General features: G+C 40.4%; 22 protein-coding genes and 1 pseudogene. 2 read left to right on the top strand and 21 right to left on the bottom strand.

Going from position 1 to position 26,285, the window contains the following annotated elements:
- Positions 1–85: 85 nt before the first annotated feature.
- The 16 genes from B7697_RS03350 to B7697_RS03275 all read right to left on the bottom strand — a co-directional run bounded on the left by B7697_RS03350 (position 86) and on the right by B7697_RS03275 (position 16,110).
- Positions 86–898 (bottom strand): LicD family protein, encoded by an 813-nt coding sequence (locus B7697_RS03350; protein ID WP_084950350.1) that lies wholly within the window; start codon positions 896–898, stop codon positions 86–88.
- Positions 899–956: 58 nt separating this feature from the next.
- Complete coding sequence (locus B7697_RS03345) at positions 957–3,116, bottom strand: LicD family protein (protein WP_084950348.1); 2,160 nt, start codon at positions 3,114–3,116, stop codon at positions 957–959.
- Positions 3,117–3,137: 21 nt separating this feature from the next.
- Positions 3,138–4,106 carry a glycosyltransferase family 2 protein gene (locus B7697_RS03340; protein WP_084950346.1) on the bottom strand — a complete coding sequence of 323 codons (969 nt, stop codon included), beginning with the start codon at positions 4,104–4,106 and terminating at the stop codon, positions 3,138–3,140.
- Positions 4,103–4,948: a LicD family protein gene (locus B7697_RS03335; RefSeq protein ID WP_084950344.1), complete on the bottom strand. Its 846-nt coding sequence runs from the start codon at positions 4,946–4,948 to the stop codon at positions 4,103–4,105. The genes B7697_RS03340 and B7697_RS03335 overlap by 4 nt, the downstream gene beginning before the upstream one ends.
- Before the next feature lie 125 nt (positions 4,949–5,073).
- A complete protein-coding gene (locus B7697_RS03330) occupies positions 5,074–6,384 on the bottom strand; it encodes an LCP family protein (protein ID WP_084950342.1) in 1,311 nt (436 codons plus the stop codon).
- Positions 6,381–7,229 carry a prephenate dehydratase gene (pheA, locus tag B7697_RS03325; protein WP_084950340.1) on the bottom strand — a complete coding sequence of 283 codons (849 nt, stop codon included), beginning with the start codon at positions 7,227–7,229 and terminating at the stop codon, positions 6,381–6,383. The genes B7697_RS03330 and pheA overlap by 4 nt, the downstream gene beginning before the upstream one ends.
- On the bottom strand, positions 7,226–7,702 hold the full coding sequence (locus B7697_RS03320; RefSeq protein ID WP_084950338.1) for a shikimate kinase: 477 nt from the start codon (positions 7,700–7,702) through the stop codon (positions 7,226–7,228). Before B7697_RS03320 ends, pheA begins: the two co-directional genes overlap by 4 nt.
- Entirely contained in the window at positions 7,695–8,978 is a 1,284-nt protein-coding gene (gene aroA / locus B7697_RS03315; protein ID WP_084950337.1) for a 3-phosphoshikimate 1-carboxyvinyltransferase, read from the bottom strand. Before aroA ends, B7697_RS03320 begins: the two co-directional genes overlap by 8 nt.
- A gap of 91 nt (positions 8,979–9,069) precedes the next feature.
- Positions 9,070–9,408, bottom strand: a complete 339-nt coding sequence (locus tag B7697_RS03310) for a YlbF/YmcA family competence regulator (RefSeq protein WP_084950335.1) — start codon at positions 9,406–9,408, stop codon at positions 9,070–9,072.
- Between the two features lie 53 nt (positions 9,409–9,461).
- Positions 9,462–10,043 (bottom strand): hypothetical protein, encoded by a 582-nt coding sequence (locus tag B7697_RS03305; protein ID WP_084950333.1) that lies wholly within the window; start codon positions 10,041–10,043, stop codon positions 9,462–9,464.
- A gap of 10 nt (positions 10,044–10,053) precedes the next feature.
- Positions 10,054–11,157 (bottom strand): prephenate dehydrogenase, encoded by a 1,104-nt coding sequence (locus B7697_RS03300; protein WP_084950331.1) that lies wholly within the window; start codon positions 11,155–11,157, stop codon positions 10,054–10,056.
- 9 nt (positions 11,158–11,166) lie between these two features.
- Positions 11,167–12,333, bottom strand: coding sequence for a chorismate synthase (gene aroC, locus B7697_RS03295; RefSeq protein ID WP_084950329.1), 1,167 nt, complete (start codon positions 12,331–12,333; stop codon positions 11,167–11,169).
- A 9-nt stretch (positions 12,334–12,342) separates the two neighbouring features.
- Positions 12,343–13,410 (bottom strand): 3-dehydroquinate synthase, encoded by a 1,068-nt coding sequence (gene aroB, locus B7697_RS03290; RefSeq protein ID WP_084950327.1) that lies wholly within the window; start codon positions 13,408–13,410, stop codon positions 12,343–12,345.
- Between the two features lie 18 nt (positions 13,411–13,428).
- On the bottom strand, positions 13,429–14,283 hold the full coding sequence (locus tag B7697_RS03285; RefSeq protein ID WP_084950325.1) for a shikimate dehydrogenase: 855 nt from the start codon (positions 14,281–14,283) through the stop codon (positions 13,429–13,431).
- Positions 14,273–14,950 (bottom strand): type I 3-dehydroquinate dehydratase, encoded by a 678-nt coding sequence (aroD, locus tag B7697_RS03280; protein ID WP_000767764.1) that lies wholly within the window; start codon positions 14,948–14,950, stop codon positions 14,273–14,275. Before aroD ends, B7697_RS03285 begins: the two co-directional genes overlap by 11 nt.
- On the bottom strand, positions 14,947–16,110 hold the full coding sequence (locus B7697_RS03275; protein WP_084950323.1) for a class I SAM-dependent rRNA methyltransferase: 1,164 nt from the start codon (positions 16,108–16,110) through the stop codon (positions 14,947–14,949). The genes aroD and B7697_RS03275 overlap by 4 nt, the downstream gene beginning before the upstream one ends.
- A 149-nt stretch (positions 16,111–16,259) precedes the next feature.
- On the opposite strand from B7697_RS03275, the gene B7697_RS03270 reads away from it, so the two are divergent.
- Entirely contained in the window at positions 16,260–18,377 is a 2,118-nt protein-coding gene (locus B7697_RS03270) for an LTA synthase family protein (RefSeq protein WP_192851468.1), read from the top strand.
- A 67-nt stretch (positions 18,378–18,444) separates the two neighbouring features.
- Here the strand turns inward: B7697_RS03270 and B7697_RS03265 are convergent, their stop codons facing one another.
- Together B7697_RS03265 and B7697_RS03260 are read right to left on the bottom strand one after the other, a co-directional pair.
- Entirely contained in the window at positions 18,445–20,079 is a 1,635-nt protein-coding gene (locus B7697_RS03265) for a hypothetical protein (RefSeq protein ID WP_084888512.1), read from the bottom strand.
- Complete coding sequence (locus B7697_RS03260; RefSeq protein ID WP_045611288.1) at positions 20,060–20,809, bottom strand: ABC transporter ATP-binding protein; 750 nt, start codon at positions 20,807–20,809, stop codon at positions 20,060–20,062. The genes B7697_RS03265 and B7697_RS03260 overlap by 20 nt, the downstream gene beginning before the upstream one ends.
- Before the next feature lie 177 nt (positions 20,810–20,986).
- Here B7697_RS03260 and B7697_RS03255 point away from each other — a divergent pair, with 177 nt between their 5' ends.
- The gene (locus tag B7697_RS03255) at positions 20,987–22,441 is read left to right on the top strand and encodes an alpha-amylase (RefSeq protein ID WP_001181038.1); all 1,455 of its coding nucleotides are present in this window, start codon (positions 20,987–20,989) and stop codon (positions 22,439–22,441) included.
- An 89-nt stretch (positions 22,442–22,530) separates the two neighbouring features.
- Here the strand turns inward: B7697_RS03255 and alaS are convergent, their stop codons facing one another.
- From alaS to B7697_RS03240, 3 genes and pseudogenes are all read right to left on the bottom strand, one after another.
- Positions 22,531–25,149, bottom strand: a complete 2,619-nt coding sequence (gene alaS, locus B7697_RS03250; RefSeq protein ID WP_084950319.1) for an alanine--tRNA ligase — start codon at positions 25,147–25,149, stop codon at positions 22,531–22,533.
- 21 nt (positions 25,150–25,170) lie between these two features.
- Positions 25,171–25,656 (bottom strand): annotated as a pseudogene (locus B7697_RS03245) (LURP-one-related/scramblase family protein).
- 274 nt (positions 25,657–25,930) lie between these two features.
- Positions 25,931–26,125 carry a hypothetical protein gene (locus tag B7697_RS03240; RefSeq protein WP_239822288.1) on the bottom strand — a complete coding sequence of 65 codons (195 nt, stop codon included), beginning with the start codon at positions 26,123–26,125 and terminating at the stop codon, positions 25,931–25,933.
- Positions 26,126–26,285: the final 160 nt, after the last annotated feature.

Genomic DNA, 26,285 nt, shown 5'->3' with positions numbered 1-26,285 from the left:
AGTTGACAAAGAGCCGGAATATTCCAGTAGATAGGTAGGTTATTTATTTTATCGAATTATCAAATCAAAGCAACTTGCTCATAAATTAATCAATCCAGTAATTTTTATCAGTTCCTGGATTTTGATTTTCAATAGGTGGAGGAGTCATATAGTCTTCACCAAACTCGTAAACCAAAATCTCATGGAATTTTCTAGGAACCTTCACAAGAATATTCTCATATGGCATTTCAATTGTATCATATAGCCACTCTTTCTTAATTCCACTTGGATAGTAAGAGTCATAGGTAGTACATGCAAGATCTGTAGCCTGCTCAACATCATATTGCAAAGCTAACTTCTCCAATTTTTCATTCCATTTCTGTGGAGAAGTCAATCTGAAAATTGCAGATGCAAAATAACGTGGTAAATTTTTGACACCTCCACTATCTATTTTGACTCCTTTAAAATTCAGAGACGAAAGTCGAATAAATTGTTTATAAAGTCTCATTTTTTTTCTATCACGTTCATCTGTAACAACCCCATCGTATGGGAAAATGTCAACACAAGTACCTAGAATAACCGACTTATCTAAAAGATTAGCATCTCTTCTTGTCCTCACATCATAAACTCTCATATATGTATAAGGGTAGCCTTTTGTTTCTCTATATGAAATTAATCTGTAGTAGGGATGTTTTTCATTCTTTAATATCTCATAGAGCTTTTCAAATTCATCTCGAGCCAAAGAAATATCGGTATCATCATCCCAAGGAATAAAACCTTTATGGCGTACAGCTCCTAGCAAGGTTCCAAAATCAATAAAATACTTGATTTCATGCTCCTCACACAATTCATGCAAATAGTTTAAAATATCTAATTCAATTTGTTTAATTTCTTCAAGAGTCAAAATTTTCTCTGACATCTATTATTCACTCCTAATCTTTTTACATCGAGTTAATGGCTTCTTCATTTCAATGACATCATTGGGATACCTTAATAATCTTCCACAATTGAAAATCATGATGAGAGAACCTTAGCTCAACTGGTGGCAGTTGCGTATAATCTCCGTAGTCCGAGGTCAGAATTTCATGATAGTTTTTTGGAATCATAAATTCCTTACCTTCGAATACACCCGTAATAGTTTGTTCCAACCACTCTCGCTTCCAGACTGGTTTATTCATATCTTTATAAATAAGATAGTCAACCAACTCGTAATCATCTACTTTTCTAGATTTAGCAAGCTCATCAATGCCTCTAATATACTTATTCGTATTTGTGAAATAGAAGATAATGACTGATATATAGCGAATTAAAGAATTTAATATACTTTTAGTATTAGTAATCCCTTTAAATGTATAACAGCTTAATTGACGTTTTTTTATAAGTCTCGTCATTTTATCTTTAAAAACTGAATCATCCTCGTAACCATCTACAGGGAAAATATCTACATAAATCCCCATATTGGAATCAATTCGAACATCTTCTTCTAGTAAATAAGTTTGATTATCCTGCACTTTCATGAAGGGATAGACATAGTTGAGATTATTTTTATAAGACATCACTTCGTAACGTTCATCAGGGTTAGCGATAAGATAGTCTTGCAACTTTTCATAGTCTTCTCGTAACATACAGATATCCATGTCATCATCCCAAGGAATAAAACCTTTATGACGAACCGCACCGATAAGACTGCCATAAGCTAGGAAATATTTGACACCAATTTTCTGACAAGTTTTATGAATGTATTCCATGATTCCTAGTTCCATCTGTTGAATCTCTCTAATATCAGTTACTTCCTGATAACGAATACCTTCATCACGTTTGCAAACAACTAATCCATAACCAATAATCAACCAAAAAATAATATTGATAAAGTTAGTTGAGTACATAATCTGACTTTCAAATAATTGACCGAACAAGATACCAAAGAAAAGAATCATAATCAACTTTTCAGAGTTCTTTTTAGAAACAATCAAATAAGTCAAAAAACGCTTAATTATATATCCTAGTAGAAGCAGAAAGGATACTAAACCTAAAATTCCAGAGCTAACAAATATCGTTACCAAAATGTTATGGAAATTTCCACCAATAAGAGAATTTTGAATCTCAAATTTACTGAAGTATTTTGTGTAATAATCTGGAACATTCCTTACACCATAACCAAAAATTGGTTTAGCACTTCCCATTTTTATAGCATTTTTCCAAATATAAGTTCTACCACTAGGTGTCGTTTCTATTAGATGAAGTTCACCTGTTTTTTTTATAACTGAAGAATCCGTTTCTGCATAAGATTGTCCTTTATTTAAGTCTAATACAGTCGCTTTCCCTGAAGATATGTAAATAGAAGTTACATAACTCAATCCGATGTTAGCAGTAGAAACAAGTAAAGCAGTAACAATAAAAGTAAGAAATCGCTTAGCTAGCTTACCCCTGTTAATAAAGAAACTATACAACCCAATCATCAACACTAAAGATAATAAAGCTCCTCTACTTTGCATGGTTGCAAAGTAAACTAATTGAATCAGATTATTCAGTTTTAGATAAACAGAGTATTTGTTTCCTTTATGAATCAAATACATAGCCAAAACAATGCTAATATATGAAAAAATTGCACTAGCATTGGGATTGACAATTCCCCACAAACGCCCATTCATAACACCGTAGTAATAAGATTGCTGTCCAATTTTAAATAGGATAAGTACTTTACTTACTAATAATGTAAACGCAAAAATTGCTGAAGAAAAAGAGACAATTTGAACCGTATAGGCAATCCAGTCAAATAATTTTTTAAGTTGCCCTGATTCTAACATGGTAAATAATAAAATATAGGTTACCATAAAGAGGATCTCGATCACATTTCCAATCAAATGTCCAGAGCGATTGAAAATAGCTGATAACAGATGACTTCCAGCCAATAGACCAAATAAGGACAGAAATTTACGATCTACTATAATTTTTTTCCACTTAAACAATAACGTATAGCAAATGTAAAACAATACAATTGCTGATAATCCCTTGTAAAAAGGATTAGCTATCTTATAAACCAGTGAACTCATACTTAAAATCGAAATGAAAACAAATAGATATGCAATCCATAGTTTTGATTTTTCAAAGTATTCATCCATTTTTGAAAAATTCATTTTCAACTCCTTCTCATGATATTAGTTTTTTAATCCAACAATTTTTTTATACATCCATGGAGAAAAGACAAGTGACAGGACAGCTATCTTACGAAATGTGGTGAAATAAGTATCCTTCCATATTTCGTGTCGATGCTGAATAATCCAAGTCCTTAGTTCGACTTTCTCCTTTTGATACTGCTCAGATGAAGTAAATATGATTTTATCGTAGACTGTGATATATGACCAACATTCTCTATTTTTTAATTCATATTTTAAATTAGGAAATGCTTGTGATACTTGAGCAATAATGTTCTTATAAACTTCTATCGTATCAAATACATACCGATTAACAGATGTTGTCGCACTTCCCTCACGATGATCATAATAATAAATCGGTTTGTCAATAAATACACTACTACATCTTGTTTTTAGTAGCAATTCCGTTAAAAATAAGGCATCTTCAGCTAGATGGTAGTCTGTATTAAATTTCTCATCTACCAGCAGGTCTCTCTTAAATAGTTTTGCGACTGGAAAGAATGATGTCTTAGTGGTCATCAGTAATTCTTTCATGGTTTCTTCTGTTGACCAAAGTTCTTTTCTACCAGAATACGGGGGTAAATCTGTCACTATTCCATTTTTGATATGGTGTAGAGGAGCAATCACAAAACCTACATTTCCTCCCTCAACTGCACTAGCTAAAGTAGCTAGGTAATCCTTGGTGACGAAATCATCACTATCAACAAAAGTTATCCAAACACCCGTCGCTAGCTGAATTCCAATATTTCTGGCATTAGAAACACCAGCATTTTCGATATGGTAAACCTTGATATTTTCATACTGATATGCTAAATGATCACAGATTTGTCCACTGGAATCAGTAGATCCATCATTTATTAGGATTAGTTCAAAATTAGTATAAGTCTGATGAAGAATTGACTCCACACATCGCTCCAGGTAGGCTTCTACATTGTAGACTGGAACGATAACGCTAATTTTTTCACCCATCATGCTCCATATTCTCCCTTATATTCTGTATAAGACTTATCCATATCAGCGATGACAGCATCATGATGCGGTAGCTGCTTGTCTGCTGGTGGTGGTGTCATATAATCCCCAAAAGCAGTGCTGAGATAGGCATCATAGCCGACTGGAATAGGCATCTCTGTCGCTTCAAATGGCAAGAAGAGATTATCTTCAAAAGATTCGATTAGGTACTTATTTCTCATGTAGCCAGGCCCTGAGCATAACTCCGTGATTCCATCGCTCTCAGCCAGACTGTACTTGGTCATTTCTTTTTCAGCTTTTTTCCAAATATGATAACGGAGAGATTTGGGAGTCACCCCCAGTAAAATACGGCTTCCCCATTTCATAAGTGCGCCATGCTTTTCTGGAACAGTTTGCGCACAAAAGAGTGAATAAATAAGTGCCCAACGAACCTGTTTTTTCCGCTCAGCTGGATTTTTCGGATAATAATCCAAAGGCAAAACATCCAAGGCCAGACCATGTGGCAAATCCAAATCCTGCTGATAAGGCTTGATACAGGTCGTTTCCTTATCACGAATGGTAATAAAAAGATTGCGGTCGACAAAATCCTTGTTACTCTTCGACAAGAAATAACGCTCATCTGCATAACGAGGCCATAATTCTGCTAATTTCTCATAATCTTTACGGGGCATAAAAAAATCTAAATCATCATCCCAAGGAATAAACCCCTTGTTTCGAAGGGCACCAATAGCACCTCCACCACAAAGATAACAAAGCAAATCATGTTCTTTACAAAAGGCCACAAAATATTCAGCCATCTCCAGACTTCGAGCCTGAATTGCTTTTAAATCAGTCATATTGTTCATTATTCTTTCTATCGTATCGTTCCATTATACCACAAATAAGGGATGAAAATCTATTGCAGACTGTAAAAAATCAAAGCCTGACTGCTGGATAAATAGCCTTCAAACTTTGATTTTTCTGTCTTAACTTATCTCATTCCCATTTGAGCGAGCTTGGTTTGATATTTATTTTGGTCTACTAAGAGTGCCTGTCCTCCATAGACATCATAGGCATCGACCCAATCACCTAGTTCTGGAACTGTTAATCTCTCAATGCCATTTTGCGCTCCATCTAGGAAGGATAAACCATTGGTCAATAAGAAACTATACGGAACATTCGTAGAGGTCATCCCAAAGACCTTACCAAGTGCTTCTGATCCAGTAAAGAGTTTGGTTGGATCCTTGAGTTGCTGTAGAACAGCTGTCAACACTTGCTGTTGTCTCTTGGTACGACCATAATCACCTTCGTCATCATCACGGAAGCGTGCATAATTGAGCAAGGTTGAACCGTTCATCTGCTGTTTCCCAACTTTGATAGTCTGGGTTGGTGACTCTGTTTCCGTAGCATGCAAGTCATCTCCCACCGTAGCTTCGGTTAAAGGTTGACCTTCTAAGGTTGAGAATTTGGCATCAATCGTCACCCCATCAGGGAAGAGAGTGTCAATAGCGGTTGCGAAGGCCTGAAAATCAACCAAGGCATAGTACTTAATGTCCAAGTCAAAATTATTTTTCAATACTTGGCGAACCATTTCTGCCCCTTTTTGGCCTTCTTGTTCCCCTAGTTCATAGGCTACATTTAACTTGTTATCTGTTTGTTTCTTCCCATTGATAATCTTACTATATCCATCAATATAAACTAAGTTATCACGCATGAAGCTGACCAGCTTAATTTTCTTATCTGAGCCACCAACGTTTAGAACCATAATCGAGTCCGTTCTCGTCTCAGCACTATTTTGGCCAATCCGTCCATCCGTTCCCATAATCAAAATATTGACCCCATCCTTGGTATCTTGACCATGAAAAACTTCTACTTGAGCTGCCTTAGCATTGGCAGGTTTGGTTGGATCCGCATTTGAATAACCTTTTAGGAACATAAAAATCATACCAAAACCAACACAGGCTAGAAGAGCAAGCAATCCTGCAAAAATGCGCCCCCAACGAATCTTACGTTTCTTGGACTTAACCTTTGGAAGAGAATGGCTTTTCTGGTATTTTTTTGCACGACTACGGTTACCATAGGATGGAAGAGGAGACTGATTGATTGGTTCCATGAAAGACTCTTCCATATCATAATTTTCATTATGAATTTCTGGTGAAGCTTCACTACCGCCAGCCATATTTAACTTACCTTGCAGGTAAGCAAACTCTTTTTTCTCTCGCTCATTGAGGTAATGAATGTTCTTAAAAAGATAGTCATAGCGCAACTGCTCATGATGACTTAAGGGATTTTCTTTACTCATCTTCTCTCCTTTCCATGGTCTGATATTGGATAAATAGGATAGGCACCCAGAACTTTATACTGGATTCCAATCGCTTCTAATTCTTTTTGGGCAAAGTGGACCAGGTCCTTATCAGCGTAGTCCACATCGATAATGAAAAAGTATTCTCCCAGTGCTGTCTTGAGTGGACGACTTTCAATTTTTGTCAGGTCAATTCCTCGCCAAGCAAAAGTTGAAAGGGCCTTGTAAAGTGCGCCGGGAAGATTGTCCGGTAAGGTCAAGGCCAAACTCATTTTCTCAGTTTGTGATTTCAAGGGAATAAAAGGTATTTCAGCTCCCAAAACCCAGAAACGGGTAAAATTGGCTTCCATTTCTTGAATATCTTCAGCAATCAGTTCTAAGCTATATTCTTCAGCAGAACTTCTTGGTGCAATGGCTGCATAAGGCTGGTCTGGATGTTCGGAAATAAAACGAGCCGCATAAGCTGTACTAGCTGTTACCTCAATTTGGACCTCTGGATATTGTTCATCGATGAATTTCTTTCCTTGAGCCAAAGCCTGTGGATGTGAAAAAATCTTTTCAATCTTAGTGTGACCTGGAACCACCATCAACTGCTGATGAATGGGCTGAACGATTTCTGCCACTGCTTGGATGCGAGCCTGATGAAAAAGATAGTCCAAGGTTTCATGAACACTACCCTCGATAGAATTTTCAACTGGCACCACAGAATAGTCCACCAAGCCTTGCTCATAGGCCTTAATGACATCTGTAATGTTGGCAAAAGCCTGCAATTCCTCATGAGGAAAAGCTGTCTGCACTACGTGGTGTGAAAATGATCCCTTGGGACCTAGATAAGCAATTTTCATCTCAGTTCCTCTATAATTTCCTCTGGACTTAGTTTGGTCACATCCAAAACCCGACTGGCCACTTCCTCATACCAAGCCTGTCTTTCTTGGAAAATAGCTGCAAGTTCTTCCTTGCTATTCTTTAGAAAAAGCGGACGCTGATTGTCCTTATCAGATGCGATACGTTGATAAAGCGTTTCAAAATCAGCTTTCAGGTAGATGTTATCAAAATTTGTCTTGAGTAAGTCACGATTTCGCTTAGAAATGACCACGCCCCCACCAGTTGACACAACTTGGTCTGTTTGTAGTAACTCAGCTAGGACTTCAGACTCTATCTGACGAAAGGCTGATTCTCCCATTTCAGCGAAAAATTCCGCAATGGACATACCTAGGCGCTTCTCAATCAGAGCATCCATATCAAGGTAATTAAGGTCCAATCCTCTAGCAATTGTGGATTTACCAGCCCCCATAAATCCTAGTAATACCTTAGCCATGAATCAAGCTCTCCAAATCATCAAAGAAGCTAGGATAGCTGGTATTGATGGCTTCAGCACGGTCAAGCTCCACTTCTCCATCTGCAACCAAGAGAGCTGCGATAGCTGTCATCATGCCGATACGGTGGTCTCCAAAAGTATTGACTCTTGCACCGTGAAGGGCTGATTTTCCTTTGATAATCATTCCATCTGCTGTAGGAGTAATATTCGCACCCATGCTATTTAAAGCGTCTGCCACAACCTGAATGCGGTCTGTTTCCTTGACCTTGAGTTCCTCAGCATCCTTTATAACTGTGACACCTTGAGCTTGGGTCGCAAGTAGAGCGATAACTGGCAATTCATCAATCAAGCGTGGAATCAAAGCGCCACCAATCTCTGTTCCTTTCAAGTCAGAAGACTCAACAGTCAGGGTTGCAGATTTAGCGACTGGGTCAATTTCAGTAACTTCTAATTTTCCACCCATGGCGCGAATGACATCAATGATACCAGTACGCGTTTCATTGATGCCCACATTTTTAAGCACCACACGAGAATTTGGAACAATCAAACCTGCGACTAGCCAAAAGGCTGCACTGGAAATATCTCCTGGAACAACCACCTTTTGTCCTGTCAATTTTTGCGGTCCTTGGACTGTGATTTTCTTGCCATCCACACTTAAATGACCACCAAATTGTTGCAACATATCTTCAGTATGATTACGGGTGCATTCTTTTTCGATAATAACGGACTCCCCCTGGGCCTGCAAGGCTGCAAACATCAAGGCTGACTTGACTTGGGCAGAGGCAATTGGCAACTCATAATGAATAGGTCTTAGGTTTTTCGTCCCTTTTAAATGAAGGGGAGGAAGGTCTCGCTCGGTTTGCCCTGAAATACTAACGCCCATTTTTTTCAGTGGAAGGGTCACACGATCCATAGGACGTTTGGAAAGACTGTCGTCTCCGAACATCTCTACTTCAAAATCTGCACCAGCAAGGACACCTGAAATCAGACGAATCGAGGTGCCAGAATTTCCCATATCAAGGGCATTTTGCGGCGCTTTTAAGCCATCCATGCCTACACCTTGAATGGTAATAACCCCATCTTTGTCCTCAATTTCAACACCAAGGTCACGAAAAACCTGCATGGTCGAAAGAACGTCTTCACCACGTAATATATCATAAACCTTGGTCTCACCCTCAGCCAAACTTCCAAAGATAATAGAACGGTGACTGATAGACTTGTCACCTGGAACTCGGATACTGCCGTGTAAGTGGCTAATGTTTGTTTTTAGTTTCATACTGGACCTCATACTTGCAATACTTTTACCTATTTTATCATAAAAAGCCAGAAATTCCTTAAAAATTTCTGACTTTATGATAGTTATTTTCTTATTTTAGCAATTCTGAAACTGGTTCAAAAACAATTTTTTCAATGTCAGAAAGGTAAATTGCCAATTGTTGTTGCTTGGTAAAGAATTCTGACAAGAGACTATTTCCTTGAATCTGTTTACCAAAGCCTTCCATTTTAGCTTGGAAGGAAGCATCTGGCATTTGACCTGTCTGTGCTAGTTTTTGAATTTCCTCTTGAAAGGCAACGTATTCTGTAAAGATTTTGCTTGCCTCAGCATCTGCTGCAATCGCATCTTTAGCTGCTTTAACAGCCTTATATTCTGCTAATTCGCGTAGGCCGCGACTGAGTTCGTTTGCACTATCGTAAATATTTGACATGATTTTCTCCTTATTTATTTCTTTTAAAATTAATAGTCACTCTGTGGTCTTTATTATTGTGCAATCACTTTTATATGACCTCTTGAATGTCCATTGCTTAATTCCTTATCTGGTATATACTCTATCTTCAAAGTTCCTAAATTAGAACCTGTTTTTATTTCATTTGACATAAGATTATCAAAATAGTTATTTATCTCATCATCAGATAAGGATGATTCAATCGATTTAACAATATCATAAAATACTTCTTTCATTCCCGCAACACCAGATTCACTATTTTCATTTGTCTGATTAATTGTTACATTGATTTTATCAGTATCATTTGCATGTAAAAGTTCCAAGTAGTATCCGTAGCTTGATGCGAAATATTTTATTTTTATATTTCCTTTTTTGATATTTTCTAATGGGCTATTAGAATGTTGATTATAGCTATTGATAAACTCATTAATAATTCTATCGTCTACATACTTTGAATTGGTTTTCTCTGAACTTGTTTCCTTCTTGGAAGATTCGTTTTTTGTCTCGACACTTGCTTCTGAATTGCTTTTCACATCTTTTTTAACAGCACAAGCACTAAGTAGGATAAAAGAAATAAAGATAACACCAAATATGAATTTAAGCTCTATTTTAGGCATGATTTTCTCCTTATTTGACAACGACTGTGTAGTCGGTGTTTTCTGTTATGAGGTGCTCGGCTCTTTCCAAGTCTTGAGCGTTTTTAAATGAAATTTGTAGAATCCCGTGAATATCCTCACGGTTTTCCTCGTTGATATGGATGTTAACCAAGGAAGTTCCACGTAGCAGTTCCAAAATCCTCAAGATGACATCTTCTTCATCGGGAACATCAACGTAGAGATCGTAAGAACTGTCTACACCGCCACGTTTATGGATTTCCATGGCCTGACGTTGCTCACGTGCCTGATTGAAAAAGTTCCAAATCTGCTCCTCATCTCCCTTGCTGATGGCTTGTCTAACCTCATCTAAGCGCTCCTTGAAATCCTCAATTCGATCCAGAATAGTTTCACGATTAGACAAGAGAATAGAAGTCCACATGCCCGGCTCGCTTTCCGCAATTCGGGTCATATCTCGAAAACCACCGGCCGCAAAGCGCCTTGCCATCTCATGTTCTTGAGCATAAACCGCAGTCTGCTCCATGAGACTAGAAGCCAGAATATGAGGAAAATGGCTAATCTGAGAAGTCACCCGATCATGCTCCTTGGCATCAATCTCGATAAAGCGAGCATGGAGACCTGAAAGCAGATCCTTCATTTCCTCAAGCGTATCAGGACTTGTCAGGCTCGAAGGTGTAAAGATATAATAGGCATTTTCAAAGAGATTGACATCCGCAGAAGCTGCTCCTGTCTTATGACTACCAGCCATGGGATGGGCCCCGACAAAGCGAACAGGCTTGCCAGCCAAATATTGCTCCGCCGCATCTACGATGGATGACTTGGTCGAACCGGCATCTGAAATAATCACACCTTCTTTCAAGTCCAAGTCGGCCAACTCCTTAATAAAGGAAATGGTTTGTTTGATTGGCAAACTGAGGATGATGATATCTGCCAAAGGAGCAAAACTGGCAAAATCATCCGTCGCACGGTCAATCATGCCTTCTTTCAAGGCGATATCTCTCGAAGCTTGACTGCGATTATAACCTAAAATTTCATAATCTGGATGATCACGTTTGATACCAAGTGCCATAGAGGCTCCAATCAAACCAAGACCTGCGATATAGATTGTTTTTGCCATAGGAACTCCTTAATAGTTCTTTGTATAGTCTCGGTGTTTAGCAACTGCTTCTTTTAGTTCCTCAAGATTATCTGATGAGAATTTTTCAAGGATTTCTTGTGCCAAAACCGTTGCCACAACAGCTTCCATAACCACTCCTGCAGCTGGAAGAGCGGTCGGATCACTTCTTTCAACGGTTGCCTTGTAAGGTTCGTGGGTTTCGATATCCACACTCATAAGTGGTTTATAAAGAGTAGGAATTGGTTTCATGACGCCACGAACAATGATTGGTTGCCCATTAGTCATACCACCTTCAAAGCCGCCCAGATTATTGGTACGACGAGTATAACCATCTTCTTTAGACCAGAGAATTTCGTCCATAACTTGGCTACCTTTTCGGTAACCAGCTTCAAAGCCAAGACCAAATTCCACTCCTTTAAAGGCATTGATAGAAACAACTGCTTGGGCCAATCGCGCATCCAATTTTCTGTCCCATTGGACATAGGAACCGAGGCCAACTGGAACACCTCCAACGACTGTCTCGACAACCCCACCAATGGTATCACCGTCACGCTTGATTTGGTCAATATAGTCCTTGATTTCCTGTTCTCGTTCTTGGTTGACAATAGAAACTTCAGACTGGGCAGCTCGTTGCTTGATTTCAGCGACTGTTAGATTCTCAGGAACATCGATTTCCTTGCCACCAAAGACCACGACATGGTTGGCAATCTCCATATCCAGTTCAGCCAAGAGGCGTTTGGCTACAGCCCCGACTGCCACTCGCATGGTGGTTTCACGAGCTGATGAACGTTCCAAGGAATTTCGCAAATCATCAAAACGGTACTTAATTCCACCTACCAAGTCTGCGTGACCTGGACGAGGATGGGTGATTTTTCGTTTGCTTTTAAGGCGGTCTTCAATGTCCTCCGCAGACATGATGTCCAGCCATTTCTGGTGGTCTTTATTAATGACATCCATGGTAATAGGAGCCCCTGTTGTCTTCCCATGGCGAACACCCGAAGTAAAGATAACTTGGTCGCTCTCAATCTTCATACGACCACCGCGGCCGTATCCACCCTGACGGCGTTTAAGGTCTCCATTAATATCCTCAGCTGTCAAAGGAAGTCCAGCTGGAATTCCTTCAATAATAGCTGTCAGACGAGGCCCGTGTGATTCTCCTGCAGTTAAATATCTCATACACTCTCCTTATTTTACCAAGTAGTCTTTCATCTCTTCCAGAGAAACTGGGTGAATGGTCGCTGAACCAAGCTCTGGTACCAAGACCAATTTCAAGGTATTGCCACGCGCCTTCTTATCATGAGTCAAAGCCTGATAAAGCTTGTCAACATCCCAGTTTTCATAGTCAACAGGTAATCCAAATTTCTGACACATCTCTGTGATAGATTGGGTAATGCCAGCTGGCATAAGTCCCTTCTCCTCAGCAACCTTGGAAATCTGAACCATTCCCATGGCCACAGCTTCACCATGCATGACCTTGCCATAACCAGCCGTCGCTTCAATGGCATGGCCAATAGTGTGGCCAAAGTTGAGATAAAGGCGAACACCATTGTCCAACTCATCCTCAACTACCATCTTGCGCTTAACCTGACAAGAATGTTCAATCAAAGTCTCTGCATAACCCAAAATGCTCTCTACAGAACCATCTAGCTCCGTCAAGATTCGCCAAAGTTCTGGATCCTCAATCAAGCCATACTTGACGACCTCACCCATCCCTTCAATCAACTCTCTCTTTCCGAGTGTTTCAAGGACAAGCGGGTCAATCAGAACCCCATCTGGTTGGGCAAAAGTCCCCACCATATTCTTAGCAAATGGAGTATTGACGCCCGTCTTTCCACCGATAGAAGAATCCACCTGGGCTGTCAAACTAGTCGGAATCTGAACAAAATGAATACCCCGCATATAGGTAGAGGCTACAAAACCAGCCAGGTCCCCAACGACACCGCCACCAAGAGCCACGATTCCATCGCTACGAGTCAGACCTTGCTTAACTAAAAATTCATAGACTTTCTGGACAGTGGTTAAATTCTTTCTTTCTTCCCCTTCTAAAAAGTCAAAAACTGCTACCTGAAAACCAGCATCTTCTAGGCTGAGCTTGACCTTCTCTGCATAGAGAGAGGCTACATGGTTATCTGTCACAATGACTACCTTTTGTGGTTGCCAGAGTTCTCGCAACCATTGACCAGCCTGAACTAGACAACCTTTTTCAATCTGAATATCATAAGGATGATGAGGAATATCGATTCTGATTTTCATAGGAGAATCTCCCTTTCTTTATTGGTATTTTTCTGCTAAAGACTGCCAAATTTCTTCTGTCGGCATTTCCTTGCTTGTCCACAGTTGAAAAGCTTCAGCAGCTTGATAAAGCAACATTCCCAGACCATTGACCGCTGGATTACCCTGCATCCTAGCCCACTTCAAAAATGGGGTTTCAAAGGGTTGGTAAATGATATCTGCAACCAAGAGATTTTCTGGTAAAACAATGCTTTCAGGAACTGGAGATGATTGACCATCCATGCCCACACTGGTCGCATTGACCAGTAAATCCGACTCAGCAATCCTTGCTTGCAGTTCAGAAACATCTTCTAAAGCATACAAGTCCACTTTAAAGCCTGTCTGCTCCTGTAACTTGTTCAGGTAAGGTCTTGTTTTTTTCATAGAAACTGAACGAACAAAGACAGAAATCTGACTGACACCATCCAAAATAGCCTGTGCCAAGATTGATTTAGCCGCACCACCTGCACCCAGCAAGGTCATCTTCTTACCTGAAATTGTAAAAGAAGGCAAGCTCTTAAAAAATCCCTTGCCATCTGTATTATATCCAATTAAATTGCCATTCTCATTAACAACCGTATTGACCGCACCAATCAAGCGCGATTCGTCACTCAACTCATCCAAATAAGGAATCACCTGCTCCTTATAGGGCATAGACAGGTTGATGCCAAACATCTGGTAGCGACGAATATTGGCCACTGTTTCTGCCAAGTCAGCCACTTCAATCTCCCAAGCCACATAAGCACCATTGGTAGCTGTCGCCTCAAAGGCACTATTGTGGATAAAGGGGGAAATCGAATGCTTAATAGGATTGGCAACAACGGCAGCTAAACGTGTATAGCCATCAAGCTTCATCCAAAATCTCCCGAATTTTTTTCATGTTAGCTAAAGAAATCTGACCTGGGGCACTTGCCTCATCTAGACTAGCAAAAGACCAGCTAGAACCTGTCACATCCGCAGTGATACGAGAGACCTTGCCCACCTTGCCCATAGAAATCGTCACATATTCCTGCTCAGGATTGAGGATTTTAAAGCCTCGTGTATAGTTCATCAAGTCTAAGACATCCTGCTCTGTGTGAGCCATCACTGCAACCTTGACAAGTTTTGGATTTAAGCTCGTCAACTCTGACAAGATTTCCATCATATTTTCAGGTGTTTCTTGGAAATTGTGGTAACTCAAAACAAGATTTGGGAAGTCCAGCATTTCCTCAAAAACATCCTTGTAGCTGTAGTACTCAAAATCAATATAGTCTGGTTGATAGAGTTGCGCCACTTCCTTGATTAGATGGATATATTCTTCTGGAGAAAGGTCGATTTCTCCCCCCTCAGAGCGAGTTCGTAGCGTGAAAACCAACTCACGACCTGCGAATTTTTCAAAAATCGCTGGAGCCACCTGCAAAATCGCTTCCTTAGGCAGATAGTCGGCACGCCATTCAATGATGTCGGCATCCAGGTACCTCGTGGCATCCAGAGCCTGGGCCTCCTCTAAACTTCTTGGCATTACTGAAACGATTAATTTCATTTACTAACCTTCATACTAATCACCTTGAGGTAATTACTACTTTCATCTTTTTTATTATAGGCGAAATCTGCTGGAAGACCGTATTTGTTTAAAATCTGGTAACTTCTTCCTGCAAAGCCTTTATCAATTTGTTCTATAAATTTCTGGCGGGAAACATTGGCAGCATTGGTACTGGCAATGATAATCCCTTCCGGATTTAAAATCTCAAGACTCTGGGATATCAACTTGTGATAATCCTTAGCCACAGAAAATGTTTGTTTTTTGTTCCGAGCAAAGCTAGGCGGATCTAGGACAATCACATCATAGGTCAAGCCTTTTCGCTTGGCATACTTGAAATACTCAAAGACATCCATGACTATAAAACGATGGTCGTCTGTGCTGATTGCATTTGCCTGAAAATGCGCTTGAGACAATTCTCGTGAACGTTTAGCTAGGTCAACCGAAGTAGTCTGGCTTGCTCCTCCCATGGCCGCAGCTACTGAAAAGGCTGCTGTGTAGGAAAACATATTGAGCAAGGATTTACCCATAGCCAACCCATCCACTAAACTACCGCGAACTTCATGCTGATCTAGGAAAATCCCTGTCATCAAGCCATCGTTCATAAAGACTTGATACAGAACACCATTTTCCAGAACAGTGAAAAAGTCAGGTGCTTCTTGACCATAAACATGGGCAGATTCATAGTCCAAACCCTTAAAGCGTATCTTCTCATAGGCCCCTAACACCTCAGGAAAAACCTGTCTAAAAGCTTCTGAGATAACCTTGCGAATCTGATAAACATAAGAGTTATACCAAGAAAAGACAGCATAGTCGCCATAAAGGTCCACTGTCATACCACCAAAGCCATCTCCCTCTTGGTTGAAGAGACGAAAGGCAGTTGTCAATTCGTCTTGATAGTAGGCTTTTCTCTTTTCTTTAGCTTGTCTAAACAGTGCTTCAAAGAAAGCTTGATTGAAGGTCACCTTGTCTGTGCTAACAAACCAGCCCAAGCCCTTGTTTTGCTGAGAAAGGTAGGCAGTACCAAGAAAGTTTCCATCTTGACTATGAACTTCTACTTCCTGATCCTTGAGATGAACATCTGCAAGATCACTGGCTTCTAGTAAAACTAGTCCCTTTGAAAGCTTTTTTTCAACCCTTTTGCTGACTCTTATTTTATTCATAGTCCCTATTATAGCAAATTTTGTGACAATTCTCAAAAAAGAAACTACCCTTGCTTTTTTACTCTAGTTTTAAAAAATGGTATACTAATACTAATAAAAACTTAGGAAGTAATTGTGTGAGAATCAATTTTAACAAAATCCAAAAAGCCATGGGTACCAGACTGGGTTTTGTCCTAACCCTTTTAATCCTCTATTGGCTCAAAACCTTACTAGCCTATACCGTTGACTTTAATTTAGATATTCAATTGGGCAAGCTGCAAGGAAATTATCTTGCCTTTATCGCCTTTTTCAACCCCCTTCCTTTGGGACTCCTCCTGCTGGCTCTAGCCCTCTATGCTCGCTCAACCAAGGCCTTTTACAGTCTTAGTATAGCTATTTACAGCCTTTTATTCATTTGGCTCTATTCCAATGTCTTTTACTATCGAGAATTTAGCGACTTTATCACGGCTAATACCATGAAGGTGGTCAGCAAGGTGTCTGTTGGTACTGCAGAACTAGAGTTACTGCGCTTTTGGGATTTCATCTATTTTATGGATTTCCCATTGCTGGCTTATCTTCTCTATAAAAAGCTCATCCAGCTGGATAGGAGACCTTTCAAATTCCGCTCCAGTGTTGCTATCACTGCACTCTCAGCCCTGCTCTTTTCAGCTAACCTTTTCTTGGCTGAAATTGAGCGTCCCGATCTCCTGTCACGAGGATTTTCTAATTATTATATTGTTCGTGCCCTTAGTTTGCCAGCCTTTTTAGGCTATAGTGCCAACCAATCCTATAGTGCCAACAAAGAACGTGCCAAGGCCTCTGAGACCGACCTTCAACCTATCACAGATTATATTCAAGAACATTCTGCTAAGCCCAATCCAGACTATTTTGGCCTTGCCAAAGGGAAAAATGTGATTTATCTCCACTTGGAGAGTTTCCAACAGTTCCTGCTTGACTATAAACTTAACATAGATGGAACTGAGCATGAAGTCACTCCCTTCCTTAATTCACTCTACCATTCGCAATCAACCCTAGCCTTTTCGAATATCTTTAACCAAGTCAAGGCTGGTAAAACCTCAGATGCAGAAACCATGCTAGAGACCGGTTTGTTTGGACTTGATCAAGGTTCCTTTATGGTCAACTATGGAGGTACCAATACCCAGCAGGCAGCTCCTTTTATCCTATCAAAAAACGGCTATCAATCGAGTGCCGTCTTTCACGGTAATATCGGGACCTTCTGGAATCGAAATACGACCTATAAACAATGGGGCTACCAATACTTCTTTGATGCTTCCTATTTTACTAAGCAAGACAGTAGCAATTCTTTCCAATATGGTTTAAATGATAAAATCATGATGAAAGATTCTATTCAATATCTAGAGCACTTGCAGCAGCCTTTTTATGCTAAGTATATCACGGTATCCAATCACTATCCCTATGCTAGCAATCTAACAGGCGATGAGCTTGGTTTCCCACTGGCTAAAACCAAAGATGAAACCATCAATGGCTACTTCCAAACAGCTAACTATCTGGATAGTGCTATCAAGGCCTTCTTTGACTATCTCAAAGAAAGTGGCCTCTATGAAAAATCCATCATCGTCATCTACGGAGACCATTATGGAATTTCTAACTCCCGCAATCCTGACCTGGCTCCCTTGATTGGCAAGACTTCTGAGAACTGGTCGAATTACGACAATGCCATGTTGCAACGAGTGCCTTTTATGGTGGTCATGCCTGGCTATGAAAAGGGACAAATCATCAATACCTTCGGTGGACAAATCGATATCTTACCGACTCTCGAACACCTCCTTGGTATTGAGTCCAATTCCTTCCTTCAAGTCGGCCAAGACCTTCTGTCTCCAGATCATCAAGAAATCATTGCCTTTCGAACTGCCAATTCCTTCGTCACACCAAAATACACCAGTTATGACGGACGAACCTACTACACTGAGAGCGGTCTTGAAATCAGCAATCTTGATGAACAAGCTCAGACTGAACTAGAAATTGTTCGTCAAGCAGCTAGTCAACAGCTAAAAATCAGCGACCAGATTCAAACTGGTGATTTGATACGTTTCTACCAAGCAGATCATCTTGGAAAAGTTGATACAGAAAGTATTTCTTACCTCAATTCTTTACCAATTCTGCAAAAGATTGAGCAGGAAAAGGGAAGTCAGTCAACTAGCCTCTTTAGCCAACGACAAGGTAAAACCAGTACTGACCTTTTCAAAGCTCCAAGTTACCAAGAACTCCACCCCGAGTCTGCAGAAACTGAATCAAAATCACAATAAAAAATGCTCTTCCGTCTTGGAGGAGCATTTCTTTTTATAAAATTTATCAAGCAAGCGATCAACTAGCTCATCTTTTTTCTATTTCTGCCAATATGCGTGACAGGTAATAATAATAGCTAAAAATAGCAAGACCAAGCAGGAGGATAAGAGCTCCTACTCCCAAGCTAATGGCAAGGATAGGGGAGAGAGACCGAACCAAGAATATGCTCCCTATTACAAGGGCCATTAAGATTGCACTATAAACCAAAATCAAAACAATTGCTACTATACGATTTGAACGGTTTACCAAGTCCGTAATGTTACTCCAATTGGTTGACAAATTTTTAACGTCCTTAAAGTAATGGTGGCAAGAAAGGATGACACTGGCAAGGGTCCAGACTACAAGAAGGTAAATCATCGAAAGGATGGGCAAGCCTAAATATAGAGAAAGACCAAGTAAAGTCAGAACTGGTAAAAAGGACTGGACAGCAAATATAATCCAAAATTTCACTTTTACATAACGAGCAAAGTCAAAGGGTAAACTCTTCAGAAAATCAACATTTTCCCTCTCCAAGGATAAGGCAATTGAATGCAGGCTGGTGATATTGTTATTGACAACAGCTAGAAAGAGACCTATAAAAAACAAGGGTAACCAGTATGGAGGATGAATGTCTGGAACTATCTGAGAATCTCGGATGTTGGAAATCAGACCGATCATCATGAGATAAGGAAGGAAAGCACTTGTAAAAAGCACTGTAATCACGCCAGTCCCCTGTCCCAAAAGGGTGAGGTGGTAGCGTAAAACCATACGGAAAAAGCCCTTTTTAGTAGTTGAGAGCCCCTCCTTACTGCGACGTTCTTTTTTGACCTTCTCCTCACTATTAAGTAGGATCACATCATAAAAACGAGGCAAAACCTTCTTTTTGGTCAGGTAAAGCAAGAAAAGAGTTAAAGCTATCCAAGCGAGCAGACCTAGGATGGCTTCTATCGAAAAAGGCTCCACTGCTATTTTGTAAAAGAGATGAATAGGATAAAGAAGAGGTGGAATTTCTTTAGTCTGATCACCTATACCTCTAGAAGTCGACTGTAGAAAGAAGACAAATATTAAAGGTGTGAGAACTCCTATCCCAATCATCACATTCGAAAAAATAGACTGATACTTTCTAAAAAGCGCAGTTTGAGCCAAGAAATGCACTGCCACTACCATCACTAGAGCCACAGAAACAAATAATAGAGCCAAGGACAGTAGCATCAAAGGCAAGCCAAGCCAAAGAGAAGGTGCTAGCCTAATGTAGAGGACTAGAAAATAAGCTAGGATTGGTACAATTCCAGGCAGAGCTGGCAAGAGGACAGACAGTCCTTTAGCAATTATAATCTCTGATTCTTTAAAGGCATAAGGCCTATACGATACCAAGTCCTTACTCTCATAAAAGACATTGTAAAAGGCAGTTAAAGAAGTTGAAAAGGCAATCACTAGTAAAATAGCAACCATAAAACTAAAATAAACAGGTATTTTATCAAAAGGAAAACGAAAGGCTATATTTATAAACATGAAAAGCATCAAGAGACTAGAAAAAATGTAAGAACTTAGGACTCTAGCGGAAACATTTACTTTTTTTCCAGGATTTTTAGCTTGCTTCTTTCGTAGGTTAGCCAGATTAGCTTCTTGAGATGAATAGAGGATATTGATATCAACTAATTTTTTAATGACTTTGAGACGCATCTGAAACCTCCTCTTTTCTACCAGCAAGGCTAAGATAGATACTTTCTAAAGACTGGTCTGGATGGTCTTTTCTCAAGTCCTCTACGCTACCACAATAAATCAAATGCCCCTTTTTCAAAATGGCAATCCGATCACAGACTTGCTCGGCTACCTCTAGGACATGAGTTGAAAACAAGACCGTCTTGCCTTTTTGCGCATGCTCCTTCATCATTTGCTTCAAATCAAAGGCAGCCTGGGGATCCAAACCTGTCAAGGGTTCGTCCAAGACCCAAATATCGGGATCGGACAAGAGTGCTCCGATGACAAAGACTTTCTGACGCATTCCGTGAGAAAGGGTTTCAATAACCTGATAGCGGTTTTCAGCAAAATCAAAAACGTTCAATAGCCTAGCTAGACTAGCCTCCAAGTCAGAGCTAGTCAGATCATAGGATGAAGCAATCAATTCCCAAAATTCATTGGCCGTTAAGCGTAAAAATAAGTCAGGCGAGTCTGCTACATAGCCAATCTTTCGTTTAATAGCTAAACGATTTTCCGATAACTCCTGACCGTCTACCAAAATACGACCACTGCTGGGTGAAATGATACTGACTAAGGATTTTATAGTGGTCGATTTTCCAGCCCCATTATGGCCAATCAAGCCCATAATCTCTCCATTTTCAATCTGCAGATTGAGATTGCTCAAGGCCTCTTTATCACCATACAACTTACTAACATTTTGAAATTCAATCATGAGAAATCTCCTCTCTTTATCTATGTAATTCACTATAATTATAGCGCTTTTATTTTAAAAATCAACATTTTATATAAAATAGTCAAAAACTTATTATTCAGTTTTACGCAAACGTTTGAGCTAACCGATACTTTATGATAGAATAAAGAACAAGATTGACAAGTAAGAGGAAACATCATGCAAAATCAAACACTCATGCAATACTTTGAATGGTATCTGCCCCATGACGGCCAGCACTGGACGCGTCTGGCTGAAGATGCTCCACACCTAGCTGATCTCGGTATCAGCCATGTCTGGATGCCACCAGCCTTCAAGGCTACCAATGAAAAAGATGTCGGCTATGGGGTCTATGACTTATTCGACCTAGGCGAGTTTAATCAAAAAGGTACTGTCCGCACCAAGTATGGTTTCAAAGAAGACTATCTTCAAGCCATTCAAGCTCTAAAAGCACAGGGAATTCAACCTATGGCCGATGTGGTGCTCAATCACAAGGCTGCTGCTGATCACATGGAAGCCTTTCAGGTTATTGAAGTGGATCCTGTAGACCGTACAGTTGAACTTGGGGAACCCTTCACCATCAATGGCTGGACTAGCTTTACCTTCGATGGTCGCCAAGATACCTACAATGACTTCCACTGGCACTGGTACCACTTCACTGGTACAGACTATGATGCCAAACGCCGAAAGTCTGGGATTTATCTGATTCAAGGAGACAACAAGGGTTGGGCAAATGAGGAATTGGTCGATAATGAAAACGGTAACTACGACTACCTCATGTATGCCGACCTAGACTTTAAACATCCTGAAGTCATCCAAAATATCTATGACTGGGCTGACTGGTTCATGGAAACGACTGGTGTAGCTGGTTTCCGCTTGGATGCCGTTAAACACATTGACTCTTTCTTCATGAGCAATTTTATCCGTGATATGAAGGAAAAATACGGTGAGGATTTCTATGTTTTTGGTGAATTTTGGAATCCTGACAAGGAAGCCAATCTGGACTATCTTGAAAAAACGGAAGAACGCTTTGACCTTGTCGATGTTCGTCTCCACCAGAATCTCTTTGAAGCCAGTCAAGCTGGCGCAAACTATGATCTTCGTGGTATTTTCACAGATAGCTTGGTTGAGCTCAAACCTTACAAGGCTGTAACCTTTGTCGACAACCACGATACCCAACGTGGTCAGGCTCTTGAATCTACTGTTAAAGAATGGTTCAAACCAGCAGCCTATGCCCTCATTCTATTACGCCAAGACGGCCTTCCATGTGTCTTTTACGGAGACTACTATGGGATTTCAGGGCAGTATGCTCAACAAGATTTCAAAGAAGGCCTTGACCGCCTCCTAGCCATCCGAAAAGATTTGGCCTATGGAGAGCAAACAGACTACTTTGATGATCCTAACTGTATCGGTTGGGTACGTTCAGGTGCTGAACATCAATCCCCAATCGCAGTTCTTATCTCAAATGACCAAGAAAACAGCAAGTCAATGTTTGTCGGCCAAGAATGGGCTAACCAAACCTTTGTAGATTTACTTGAAAACCACCAAGGTCAAGTTACAATTGATGAGGAAGGTTATGGACAATTTCCAGTCTCAGCTGCTTCGGTAAGTGTCTGGACTGCCAATACAATCTAATTGCCATTGATTATAAAGCCAGATCCAATCAGATTTGGCTTTTTTCTATTCACAAAAAGACCTACCCAAATGGATAGATCTTTATTTTCTTACAATTTACCTGCTACTGCATCCAACAATTCTTGGATCTTAGCTTGGTTGCTTCCTCCTGCCATGGCCATGTCTGGTTTACCACCACCACGTCCATCGACGATTGGTGCTAATTCTTTGACAAGGTTTCCTGCATGAAGGTCTTTTGTCTTGCTTGCTACAAGGACATTGACTTTATCACCAATAGCGGCAACTAGGACAAGAAGATCAGAGTAGTCTTTTTGTTTCCAGTTATCCGCAAAAGTACGAAGAGCACCAGCATCAGATACAGATACTTGGCTAGCAATGTAACGGTGACCATTGACTTCCTTCACATCCTTGAAGATATCGCCTGCGGCTGCAGCTGTGGCTTTTTCTTTCAACTCAGCATTTTCTTTTTGCAATTGACGAAGTTGTTCTTGAAGTCCTTCTACCTTGTGAGGTACTTCTTTAAGTTGAGGTGCTTTCAAGGTTGCTGCGACAGCTTTAAGAGCGTCCTCTTGTTCACGGTAGGCTTCAAAGGCTTCCTTACCAGTCACTGCCAAGATACGGCGAGTTCCTGATCCGATACCTTCTTCTTTGACAATCTTGAAGAGGCCAATCTCAGAAGTGTTACCAACGTGAGTACCACCACAAAGCTCGATAGAGTAGTCACCAATAGTAACAACACGGACTTCTTTACCGTATTTCTCACCAAAGAGGGCCATAGCACCCATTTCTTTAGCAGTGTCAATATCCGTTTTAACTGTCTTCACTTCAAGAGCTTCCCAGATTTTTTCGTTGACTTGCTGTTCAATCGCACGCAATTCTTCTGCAGTTACTGCTTGGAAGTGTGTAAAGTCAAAGCGAAGGAATTCAACTTCGTTAAGAGATCCTGCTTGTGTTGCGTGGTTTCCAAGGATATTATGAAGGGCAGCGTGAAGCAAGTGAGTCGCAGTGTGGTTTTTCATAACACGGTGACGACGATTAGTATCGATTGCCAAGGTATATTCTTGGTTCAAGGTAAGTGGTGCAAGGACTTCAACTATATGAAGGGCTTGTCCGTTTGGTGCTTTTTGAACATTTGTCACAGTAGCCACAACCTTACCTGACTCATCCAAGATTTGTCCGTGGTCAGCGACCTGTCCACCCATTTCAGCATAGAATGGCGTTTCCGCAAAGATAAGTGAGGCAGTTCCTTCTGATACAGCTTCTACCTCTGCATTATCAGCCACGATAGCCACCAATTTAGAAGATAATTGGCTAGCATTGTAGTTGAAGACACTTTCTACAGTGATGTTTTGAAGGGTTTCATTTTGCATACCCATTGAGCCACCCTTGACAGCTGATGCACGCGCGCGTTCTTGCTGTTCTTTCATGGCTGCTTCAAATCCTTCACGGTCTACAGTCATGCCAGCTTCTTCAGCGATTTCTTCAGTCAATTCAACTGGGAATCCATAAGTGTCATAAAGTTTGAATACATCTGAACCAGCAATGACAGATTGGCCTTTTTCTTTCAAGTCAGCTACAATGCCTTGGGCAAAGTGTTGACCTGAGTGAAGGGTACGAGCAAATGATTCTTCTTCGCTCTTAACGATTTTTTCGATAAAGTCACGTTTTTCAAGCACTTCTGGGTAGTAGCTTTCCATGATTTTACCAACAGTTGGAACGAGTTTGTAAAGGAAAGGCTCGTTGATTCCCAATTTTTGACCATGCATAGAAGCACGACGGAGCAAACGACGAAGGACATAACCACGACCTTCATTTCCTGGAAGGGCACCATCACCGATAGCAAATGAAAGTGAACGGATGTGGTCAGCGATAACCTTAAAGCTCATGTTATCGCCATCTTGGTCATAAACCTTACCAGACAATTTCTCCACTTCACGGATGATCGGCATGAAGAGGTCCGTTTCAAAGTTGGTCTTAGCCCCTTGGATAACGGCCACCAAACGCTCCAAACCAGCGCCCGTATCAATATTCTTGTGTGGCAATTCCTTGTATTCGCTACGAGGAACGGAAGGGTCTGCGTTAAATTGTGACAAAACGATGTTCCAGATTTCGATATAACGGTCGTTTTCGATATCTTCTGCAAGAAGGCGAAGACCGATATTTTCTGGGTCAAAAGCTTCTCCACGGTCAAAGAAAATCTCTGTGTCCGGTCCAGAAGGTCCCGCACCGATTTCCCAAAAGTTGTCCTCGATTGGAATCAAGTGACTTGGGTCCACTCCCACTTTAATCCAGCGGTTGTAAGAATCTTTATCATCTGGATAGTAAGTCATGTAAAGTTTTTCAGCTGGGAAGTCAAACCATTCTGGGCTGGTCAAAAGCTCATAAGCCCAAGTGATAGCTTCGTCACGGAAGTAATCTCCGATAGAGAAGTTCCCCAACATTTCAAACATAGTATGGTGACGTGCTGTCTTCCCTACGTTTTCGATGTCGTTGGTACGGATAGCCTTTTGCGCATTGGTAATACGTGGATTTTCTGGGATAATAGTCCCGTCAAAATATTTCTTAAGAGTTGCTACCCCAGAGTTGATCCACAAAAGAGTTGGGTCATTTACAGGAACCAAGCTCACTGATGGTTCTACTGAGTGACCTTTGGTCGCCCAGAAATCAAGCCACATTTGGCGTACTTGTGCACTAGATAGTTGTTTCATATTGTCTCCTTATTTACTTGTTTAATGTGATTGGCTTTCCAGCATTTCCACATAGTCAATCGCGACACAGAGGGAAATGACTAGATCTGCATAAGCGTCCTCAAGAACCGTTACGCTATAGGTAGAGGTCAGATGGAAGAGTTCCTTCTTAATTTCAGCAATCAGTTGATCACGATCATCCAGCAATTTGAAATTCCAATCCCAGATATTGCCCTCGATACGAAGACCTAGATTATCAAACTAATACTTATCTCGCCAGAAGGTCAACTTCTTACGAATGACAAAACTCGAGCCATCTCGAAGCTGAATCTCAAAACGAGGAAGCAAGGTCAAGATTTCTTTACTGATCTGACTGACCTGTTCACCATTAGCATCATAGATGGTAAAAGTTTTAGGAATCTTAAAAAATGATCCCTCTACCTGATAGGCGATTTCTCCCCTGTCATCCTTGATAGCGAAGCGTTCGCCTCCAAGACGAAACTTTTGTTTGACAAGAAATGTTTTCATCAACACCTCCAAAAACCAAAAGACAAGCTCATATCACGAAGGGCGAAAAACCGCGGTACCACCTTCATTCAATGAACTTGTCATTCTCTTATTCTTATGCAATTGTATGATTGAGTAGCATGACTTTCTAGCTTAGATGGCTCGCAGCACCGCCATTTCTCTGGACTAAGATAACTGAAAATCAATTCTCAACTTTCTTATTATAACGTTTTTTTAAGCTTGCGTCAACTGGAAATCATCTCCATTGAATCAGACCAATTCCCTACATCTCAGATTACTTTTTCAGAATATACTTTTTCTTACTGCCATTTTTCTTTTTATCCCAAGTTTTCGAATTGCTAAAGATAGCTACGCAAATATTTGCAAATATAAAGTTTCCTATCACCAAATATATAGACTCAGTTGTTAGGTATTGTCGATCCAAACCATCCTTTAGATAAAATAGTATATATGTTTGCTGAACAGTCAAAAAGGTTGATCAGAAACTTTTTTTGAAAAAAGTAGACATTTTCATTATTTCTTACCGCTTTCTGTAAGGTTAAACTTAGTATACTACTGGGCAAGCAAATAAGCAACTAGAATAGAAAAATATATGGCTGAAAAAAATGACTTCTATAAAAAACGAACCA

It is taken from the genome of Streptococcus mitis, from assembly GCF_002096895.1.
GTDB lineage: Bacteria > Bacillota > Bacilli > Lactobacillales > Streptococcaceae > Streptococcus > Streptococcus mitis_AH.
The sequence above is the reverse complement of the archived record's forward strand: the minus strand, read 5'-3'. Positions and strand labels throughout refer to the sequence as shown.

What these genes read in the sequence shown, in the direction of transcription:
- B7697_RS03350 (WP_084950350.1), bottom strand. Translation starts at nt 898, where the DNA reads ATGTCAGAGAAAATTTTGACTCTTGAAGAAATTAAACAAATTGAATTA.
- B7697_RS03345 (WP_084950348.1), bottom strand. Translation starts at nt 3,116, where the DNA reads ATGAATTTTTCAAAAATGGATGAATACTTTGAAAAATCAAAACTATGG.
- B7697_RS03340 (WP_084950346.1), bottom strand. Translation starts at nt 4,106, where the DNA reads ATGATGGGTGAAAAAATTAGCGTTATCGTTCCAGTCTACAATGTAGAA.
- B7697_RS03335 (WP_084950344.1), bottom strand. Translation starts at nt 4,948, where the DNA reads ATGAACAATATGACTGATTTAAAAGCAATTCAGGCTCGAAGTCTGGAG.
- B7697_RS03330 (WP_084950342.1), bottom strand. Translation starts at nt 6,384, where the DNA reads ATGAGTAAAGAAAATCCCTTAAGTCATCATGAGCAGTTGCGCTATGAC.
- pheA (WP_084950340.1), bottom strand. Translation starts at nt 7,229, where the DNA reads ATGAAAATTGCTTATCTAGGTCCCAAGGGATCATTTTCACACCACGTA.
- B7697_RS03320 (WP_084950338.1), bottom strand. Translation starts at nt 7,702, where the DNA reads ATGGCTAAGGTATTACTAGGATTTATGGGGGCTGGTAAATCCACAATT.
- aroA (WP_084950337.1), bottom strand. Translation starts at nt 8,978, where the DNA reads ATGAAACTAAAAACAAACATTAGCCACTTACACGGCAGTATCCGAGTT.
- B7697_RS03310 (WP_084950335.1), bottom strand. Translation starts at nt 9,408, where the DNA reads ATGTCAAATATTTACGATAGTGCAAACGAACTCAGTCGCGGCCTACGC.
- B7697_RS03305 (WP_084950333.1), bottom strand. Translation starts at nt 10,043, where the DNA reads ATGCCTAAAATAGAGCTTAAATTCATATTTGGTGTTATCTTTATTTCT.
- B7697_RS03300 (WP_084950331.1), bottom strand. Translation starts at nt 11,157, where the DNA reads ATGGCAAAAACAATCTATATCGCAGGTCTTGGTTTGATTGGAGCCTCT.
- aroC (WP_084950329.1), bottom strand. Translation starts at nt 12,333, where the DNA reads ATGAGATATTTAACTGCAGGAGAATCACACGGGCCTCGTCTGACAGCT.
- aroB (WP_084950327.1), bottom strand. Translation starts at nt 13,410, where the DNA reads ATGAAAATCAGAATCGATATTCCTCATCATCCTTATGATATTCAGATT.
- B7697_RS03285 (WP_084950325.1), bottom strand. Translation starts at nt 14,283, where the DNA reads ATGAAGCTTGATGGCTATACACGTTTAGCTGCCGTTGTTGCCAATCCT.
- aroD (WP_000767764.1), bottom strand. Translation starts at nt 14,950, where the DNA reads ATGAAATTAATCGTTTCAGTAATGCCAAGAAGTTTAGAGGAGGCCCAG.
- B7697_RS03275 (WP_084950323.1), bottom strand. Translation starts at nt 16,110, where the DNA reads ATGAATAAAATAAGAGTCAGCAAAAGGGTTGAAAAAAAGCTTTCAAAG.
- B7697_RS03270 (WP_192851468.1), top strand. Translation starts at nt 16,260, where the DNA reads ATGGGTACCAGACTGGGTTTTGTCCTAACCCTTTTAATCCTCTATTGG.
- B7697_RS03265 (WP_084888512.1), bottom strand. Translation starts at nt 20,079, where the DNA reads ATGCGTCTCAAAGTCATTAAAAAATTAGTTGATATCAATATCCTCTAT.
- B7697_RS03260 (WP_045611288.1), bottom strand. Translation starts at nt 20,809, where the DNA reads ATGATTGAATTTCAAAATGTTAGTAAGTTGTATGGTGATAAAGAGGCC.
- B7697_RS03255 (WP_001181038.1), top strand. Translation starts at nt 20,987, where the DNA reads ATGCAAAATCAAACACTCATGCAATACTTTGAATGGTATCTGCCCCAT.
- alaS (WP_084950319.1), bottom strand. Translation starts at nt 25,149, where the DNA reads ATGAAACAACTATCTAGTGCACAAGTACGCCAAATGTGGCTTGATTTC.